This window comes from Micromonospora sp. 15K316, assembly GCF_004348525.1.
Classification (GTDB): domain Bacteria; phylum Actinomycetota; class Actinomycetes; order Mycobacteriales; family Micromonosporaceae; genus Micromonospora.
In genome coordinates, this window is record NZ_SMKG01000404.1 from 1 (window position 1) to 1,646 (window position 1,646).

The 1,646-nt window shown below is 74.0% G+C and carries 3 protein-coding genes; 1 reads left to right on the forward strand and 2 read right to left on the reverse strand.

All coding sequences use genetic code 11. The annotated features are described in order from the left end of the window. Positions 1–8 precede the first annotated feature (8 nt). A complete protein-coding gene (locus E1211_RS31965) occupies positions 9–785 on the reverse strand; it encodes a nucleotidyltransferase domain-containing protein (protein ID WP_132353957.1) in 777 nt (258 codons plus the stop codon). A gap of 60 nt (positions 786–845) precedes the next feature. Next, positions 846–1,148: a GNAT family N-acetyltransferase gene (locus E1211_RS31970; RefSeq protein WP_132353959.1), complete on the reverse strand. Its 303-nt coding sequence runs from the start codon at positions 1,146–1,148 to the stop codon at positions 846–848. Between the two features lie 181 nt (positions 1,149–1,329). On the opposite strand from E1211_RS31970, the gene E1211_RS31975 reads away from it, so the two are divergent. Then, a partial coding sequence (locus tag E1211_RS31975; RefSeq protein ID WP_371686234.1) for a carbohydrate-binding protein occupies positions 1,330–1,646 on the forward strand: 317 nt, incomplete at its 3' end.

The window sequence follows — 1,646 nt, forward strand, 5'->3', positions numbered from 1 at the left end:
GGTCAGGGTCAGGGGGCTCGGGTGATCTCGTCGAGGACGCGCTGTTGGAAGGTGCGCGCCTGCGGGCCGGTGGGCGGCGTGCCGCCGCGCCGCGCCGCGATGGACCGCTCGATGACCGGGGTCGCGTCGTCACCGTCGGCGATCAGCCGCTCGCCGGCGTCGGTCTTGGCGAGCCACCGGCCGTACCGGAAGCGCACCAGCGAGCGGCAGGCGCCGAGAACCGCGTCCTCGGCGCCGGGCGCCGGCTCGTCACCGGGCGGGGTCGGCAGGGCGAGCCACCAGCTGAGCGCGTCGATCAGCAGGTGGCGCAGGTCGGCGGCGCTCACGTCGGCGAACACCTCGGCCGCCGGCGCGCCGAGCAGCGCGTACCCGCACTGGTGCAGGATGCTGCGGTCCAGCGCGTACCAGAAGTGCCCGTCCGCGACCGGTCGGTCGGCCGGCGCGCAGGTGGCCCGGAACGGCATCCGCGCCCCGGTGTTCAGCTCCACCTCGAATCCGGGCTCACGGGTGCCGGCCGCGGCGACCGACCGGCGGTACGTGACCAGTTCCAGCCCGCGCGCCGGGCAGGGCAGCGCCTCGTGCCGCAGGCCGGCCACCAGGGCGCGTTTGGTCTCCACCGGCAGCGGGTCGGCGCAGAGCAGCGCCACGTCGACGTCGCTGCGGCCGGGCTGGTACGCGCCGAGCCCGACCGAACCGGCGGCGTACGCACCGACCAGGTTGTCGCCCAGCGTCGTGCGGGCCACCGCCAGCAGGTCGTCGAGGTAGCGTCGAACGTCTGTGTCCATCCGGTTATCTGACCCGATCGACCGGGATCGACCGGAGCCGGGCGGCGGTCTCGACGGGAGCTACTTGACCTTGCGGGTGGTCCGGACCACGATCTCCTCGTACTCCGGGTGCCGGGTCAGCCACTTGGCGATGAACGGGCAGATCGGCACGACGGTGCGTCCCCTGGCGCGCGCGTCGTCCATCACGGCGCGGGCGAGCGTCGCGCCGACACCCTTGCCCTCGAAGTCGGGGTCGACCTCGGTGTGGGTGTAGGCGATGATCGTGCCGGTCAGCTGGTAGGTGACGATGCCGGCGAGGGCGCCGGTCTCGTCCCGCGCCTCGAAGCGGTCGCGCTCGGGCACGTCGGTCACGGTGAACTGCATTCCGAGAGTGTCCCAGGCCGCCGTCGGCGGGTGCCGCGCAACCGCCGTCCGGACGACCCGGGCCACTGCCCCGCTCAGCCGCGTCGGCGGCGCGGGGCGCCACGAGGGCGACCGGGCGCGACGCGCTTATATTTAAGAATGTTAATTGGTAGCCTCCGGCAAATAGATGAGGAGGCATGTCATGCGACTTCGACGCAGGGTGCCCGCGCTGCTGGCCGGCGCGGCTCTGGTCGCCGCCATCGCGGCGTTGCCGGCCAGCAACGGGTTCGCCACCACACAGACCGCGGCCGCTGCCTGCGCGGCGCCGCAGTGGGCGGAGGGGGTCACCTACCAGGCGGGCAGTCGGGTCACCTACGCGAGCCGGACGTACCAGGCGCTCGCCACCCACACTCCCCCGCCGGGCGCGGGCTGGAACCCGGCCGCCACCCCGGCGCTCTGGTCGGACCTCGGGGCGTGTGACGGGAACCCGTCGCCGCCGCCGACAGTGCCGCCCACCCC

Bases quoted from the DNA above. Each gene is read 5' to 3' on its own strand.
- E1211_RS31970 (WP_132353959.1), bottom strand. From the start codon at position 1,148: ATGCAGTTCACCGTGACCGACGTGCCCGAGCGCGACCGCTTCGAGGCG.
- E1211_RS31965 (WP_132353957.1), bottom strand. From the start codon at position 785: ATGGACACAGACGTTCGACGCTACCTCGACGACCTGCTGGCGGTGGCC.